This window comes from uncultured Proteiniphilum sp. (genome assembly GCF_937873925.1).
Taxonomy (GTDB): domain Bacteria; phylum Bacteroidota; class Bacteroidia; order Bacteroidales; family Dysgonomonadaceae; genus Proteiniphilum.
Map to the genome: position 1 here is coordinate 1 of NZ_CALNAT010000163.1, position 5,314 is coordinate 5,314.

At 42.5% G+C, this 5,314-nt stretch carries 3 protein-coding genes; all 3 read left to right on the plus strand.

Annotated features, from left to right (window positions below):
* Positions 1 to 2,173, plus strand: a 2,173-nt coding sequence (locus Q0502_RS11195) for a glycoside hydrolase family protein (RefSeq protein WP_298650754.1), incomplete at its 5' end; no start/stop codon positions are given.
* 45 nt (positions 2,174 to 2,218) lie between these two features.
* Positions 2,219 to 2,884 carry an SGNH/GDSL hydrolase family protein gene (locus tag Q0502_RS11200; RefSeq protein ID WP_298650756.1) on the plus strand — a complete coding sequence of 222 codons (666 nt, stop codon included), beginning with the start codon at positions 2,219 to 2,221 and terminating at the stop codon, positions 2,882 to 2,884.
* A gap of 38 nt (positions 2,885 to 2,922) precedes the next feature.
* The coding region (locus Q0502_RS11205) for a family 78 glycoside hydrolase catalytic domain (protein ID WP_298650758.1) at positions 2,923 to 5,314 on the plus strand (2,392 nt) is incomplete at its 3' end.

Here is a 5,314-nt window from a genome sequence, read left to right on the forward strand (position 1 = left end):
GAAAAAAGAATTAGGATTTCAAGGGTGGTTGACATTTTCAGAGATTGTACACGCCACAGCAGACTCCCCTATCGGCCCCTGGAAATATAAAGGGACATTGCTCAAAGGAAGGGGACCGGATTATTGGGATGCTTTAGGAGTTCATAATCCGATGATCGCTTTTTTTGATGGTAAATACTATTTGTACTACAATTCAACCAATCTGAATGGTGAACCCTATGATGAAAAAGAATTAAAAGAATTGGGGCAACAAGGCGGAAAACATCCAAAATGGGGAAATGTCCGCAACAATCAGCGGATCGGTGTAGCTGTTGCTGATTCATTTGACGGACCTTGGGAGAGAATGGACGAACCTTTGATAGAACCGGCAGGACCGGTCAGAAATATGGTCAATAATCCAACAATTACACAGAAAGATGACCTGTATTATCTGATATTTAAAGGAGACAAACCCGATGAAAAGCGAATTATACGCGATCAGGCGATTGCAATTTCAAAATCGCCGACAGGACCTTTTGAAATACAGGAAAAACCAGTGATTGACTATATAGAAACGGAGGACATGGCAATGTGGTACGACACTAAACGTGAACGTTTTTACGCTGTTTTCCATGCATTTGCCGGATTTATAGGAATGGTCACCTCCACAGATGGTAAAGACTGGAGGCAAGCTACTGAATACATCGTTATCCCCAAGAGAATATTGATGACAAACGGCCAATTCTGTCTTCCTGACCGGCTGGAACGTCCTTTCGTAGTAGTAGAAAACGATGAACCGCAGGTACTGGTATTATCAGCTAAAAAAGGGGACGATTCTTATCTGGTATTTATTCCGGTTAATCAGGAAAAAGATAATACTCCCTCTACTATTATAGTATCTGATAAAGTAAAACAGACAGTTAAATTCGGTGTGGATGCTGAGAGGCTTTGGGACTGGGACAGGAATATGAAAGAAGAACTGGCCCACCTGGCGGTTAACGAAATGAAAAGTGAATATATTCGTGTCGCCATCGATGCCACCTATGAAAGGGAGGAAGGAGTCAAAAATGAAAATGCCTACGATGATGAGATTGAAATGATGAATGTCATCCAATCGGCAAATCCGGATATTCAGTTTTTTGCCAGCTCCAGGCCCCTCTTTGAAGCATATTCCAAAGACGAAAGAGAAACGATATGGGGTCATAAAGACAATACTCCCTGGTCACCCTATCCCCGATGGATATTAGATTGGAAGCAAGACGGAACAAAGAAGATGAAGGATGGTACAATAGTGCCCAAATGGAAGGAAGAGATCCTTCACTTACCGAAACTGATCCAATATTTTGCAGATTATTTAAATCTCATGCACCGCAATGGTTTTAAGATAACCTACCTTGATGTGACGAATGAGAAAGAGACCATTTCTCCTTCTGCCAATAAATATATCCATGAAAATCTGCCGAAATTACTGGAACCGGGGGTACATATGCCCGGATTAGTAGTCCCATCATCTTGGGCCATTAGTGGAGCTACAGGCTGGCTGGACAAAGTAGATATATCAAAGGACGAACACGCCTCAATTGCAGTTGCCTCTACCCACAATACCGGACCAACAGGAGTATATGAAGAGTTTGTGGCAAGAGCCAACAAACTGGGCATAAAAGAGATATGGAATACCGAGATGCATGGGTGGACCGGTGTGGATCTACATGAAGAAATAATTACATCAGAGGTACTCTGGAAACATCTGCGTGCCGGATTTACAGGGATTGATACCTGGCTATTCTATGGACCGGCCAAAGGAAGAGGTCATACCATGATTTGGGTAGACCATCAAAATAAGACCTACACCAGATCAGGGAAATACGAAATCTTTAAACAAGTGGTCAATTATGCCGGCGGAGGGAATTATGTAGAGGTAACAATGCCCAATGAAGCCACCCCTACAGCCGCATTCATAAAAGACAACGTACTGTCGGTATGGGTATTGAATAAAAGCAGATTTCCCATGAATGAGACCCGATTCGATTTGGGGAAAAATAGAAAAATAAGGGAGGATCAATGCGAAGTGTACAGATGGCACAAAGATCTGCCGGGAGTAGGAGAAAAGAATGATCTTCCGGTTTCTCAGAATTCTTTCCATTACACTCTCGAAGACGAATCTTTATACTTCTTTAAAATTCAGTTAGACTAAGACACGGTATTTAATGAGTTTTCACAAATAAACAGATCATACAAAATGATAACAACGAAAAAAGTTTTTTTCAGTACGCTGTATTTACTGTTACTGTTGATAGCCTGCGCCAACCAGATACAGGACAGAAAAAAGGTACTCATCATTGGCGACTCAATATCCATAGGTTACACCCCTTTTGTAAAAAAATCCCTCTCTGACAAGGCGGATGTGTTCCACAATAAGGGAAATGCACAGCATACAGGGACCGGTAAAGAGATGCTGGAGGAATGGTTAGGAGACACGGAATGGGATATAATTGCTTTTAACTGGGGATTATGGGACCTGTGTTACCGTCATCCGGAATCAAAGGTGCAGGGTAACAGGGACAAGATTAACGGTACCGTCACATTTACCGTTGAACAATATGCGGCCAATATGGACACGATCGTTACCAGGCTAAAGGACACCGGAGCAAAATTGCTCTTTATTACTACCACCGTCGTCCCCTCCAACGAAGCAGGGCGATTTGAAGGTGATGAAATAAAATATAACAATGCTGCATTGGCAATTATGGAAAAGCATGGTATTCCTGTCCACGACCTTTATCAATATTCAATTGATATTCACAAAAGACACAGGCAAGGAGAAGGTGATGTCCATTACACTACTGAAGGTTATGAAGCACTGTCAGAATCAGTGATTGAAGCGATTAGAGGATTATTACAATAAAAATTCTCTGTCCGCAAAAATTATTAATCCATAGTCATATGAAACGTGTATTCTTCCCTCTATTATTTTTATTTATTATAGATGGCGTCATCCCTCAAACGCAGGTGAATGAGCTTTTGACTGAAAACCTTACCCTTCCCATAGGGTTGGATGTCTCCATACCCAGATTTACATGGCTGCTGGACAATAATACCCGGAATATTATTCAAACGGCTTATGAAATTGAAGTAAAATCAGACAACCTATTTGTTTGGAGAAGTGGTAAAGTAATATCAGACTCTTCTGTCCTTGTTGCATACAAAGGTGTTCCTTTGGAAAGTAACACTTTATATACGTGGAGAGTAAGAGTATGGGACAATACGGGGCAAATGTCAGACTGGAGTTCTTATACCCGGTTCCGTACCGGTTTTTTGCATTCGTCAGACTGGAAAGCACAATGGATCACCCCCGGTTTTGAAGAAGACACGATCAATCGTCCCTCTCCCTATTTAAGAAAGACATTTCAAACAAAAAAAGAGATCCGGCATGCTATCCTTTACGTTACATCACACGGCATGTATGAAGCATACCTGAACGGGAAGCGTGTGGGAGATGCACATTATACCCCGGGATGGACATCCTATCATAAACGATTGCAGTACCAGGTTTACGACGTTACCGACCTTGTACGACAAAATAATACGATCGCCGTAATGTTAGCAAGCGGATGGTATAGAGGGATTCTTGGATGGAGCAATAAAAACAACCACTATGGCCGTGACATAGCCTTATTATTTCAATTAGAGATTGAATATACCGACGGTATCCGAGAGAGAGTGATGTCAGATCCGTCTTGGAAAAGTTCCACAGGAAAAATCACCTATTCAGAGATCTATAATGGTGAAACAATCGATCTTCGTTTGGAAAAAGAGGGATGGATGCTTTCTCAATACGATGACTCACAATGGCAGGGTGTAAAAACGGCAAATTTTGATACAGCAAATCTGGTGGGTACCTATAACGAACCTGTCAGGCAACAGGAGATTTTTAACCCGGTCAGGATATTCAGTACTCCCAAAGGAGAACAGATTATTGACTTCGGCCAGAACCTGGCCGGTTGGATAAGGATGAAGGTCAAGGGAAAAAGCGGTGATATGATCACATTATCACATGCTGAAGTATTAGACAAAGAAGGAAATTTCCATACTGCCAACCTGCGTGCAGCTAAGGCACAATGTATTTATATACTAAAAGACACCAATAAAGTTATACTACATCCTCATTTCACATGGCACGGATTCCGCTATGTGAAAATTGAAGGTTATCCCGGAGAAATCAAACCAGAGAATTTTGAGGCAGTAGCCCTTTATTCCGATATGGAACCCACGGGCAGTTTTACCTCATCCCATCCGCTAATCAACCGATTACAAAGTAATATCCAATGGGGACAAAAAGGGAATTTCCTGGATATACCGACCGATTGCCCACAAAGAGATGAACGATTGGGATGGACGGGGGATATCCAGATTTTTGTCCCTACAGCAGTTTTCAACTTGCGGGTACATAATTTTCTAGCCAAGTGGTTACGGGATCTGGAAGCGGATCAATTGGCTACCGGTGAAGTGCCGAATTATATACCTGACCTGGGGAGTAACGCCAACCGGGCAGCTTGGGGAGATGCGGCTACAATTGTTCCTTGGGCACTCTATAAAACCTACGGCGATAAGCGGATCCTACGTCAACAATACGGCAGTATGAAAGCCTATGTAAAGAGTATTACCGATGTAACCCACGATGGGCTATGGGATAAAGGGTTTACTTTTGGGGACTGGCTGGCTTATTCTCCGGAAGAAGGAGAGAAAAAAACGCCCGGGACGAATAAATATATTATCACCCAGGCATATTATGCCAATTCGCTGCGTATCATGATGAATACCGCAAAGGTGTTGAACATCCCTGAAGATGAAATATATTATACAAACCTATTCGAACAGGCCACTAAAGCTTTTTATACGGCTTTTATCAATGAAAAAGGCGACTTGATCTCTCAATCACAAACGGCCTACAGCATAGCACTCGAATTCGGGATGATACCCCATCATCTTGAAAAACAGGCAGCAGCAAGGCTGGCTGAACTGATTGGAGATTTCGGTCATTTTACCACAGGGTTTTTAGCTACTTCACCTCTGCCCCATATTCTCCTTCAATACGGATATGGCGATCTCGCTTATAAACTTCTGGAAAGGGAAGAATATCCATCGTGGCTCTACCCCATTACGATGGGAGCAACAACGTTCTGGGAAAGATGGAATGCGATAAAACCAGATGGAAACTTTCAGACACAGAAACCGCAGAGTAACTCTTTCAACCACTATGCACACGGTGCTATCGGAGATTTTTTGTACCGGAAAGTTGCCGGACTGAACATAGCCTCCGGTGAAGATGCAGCAG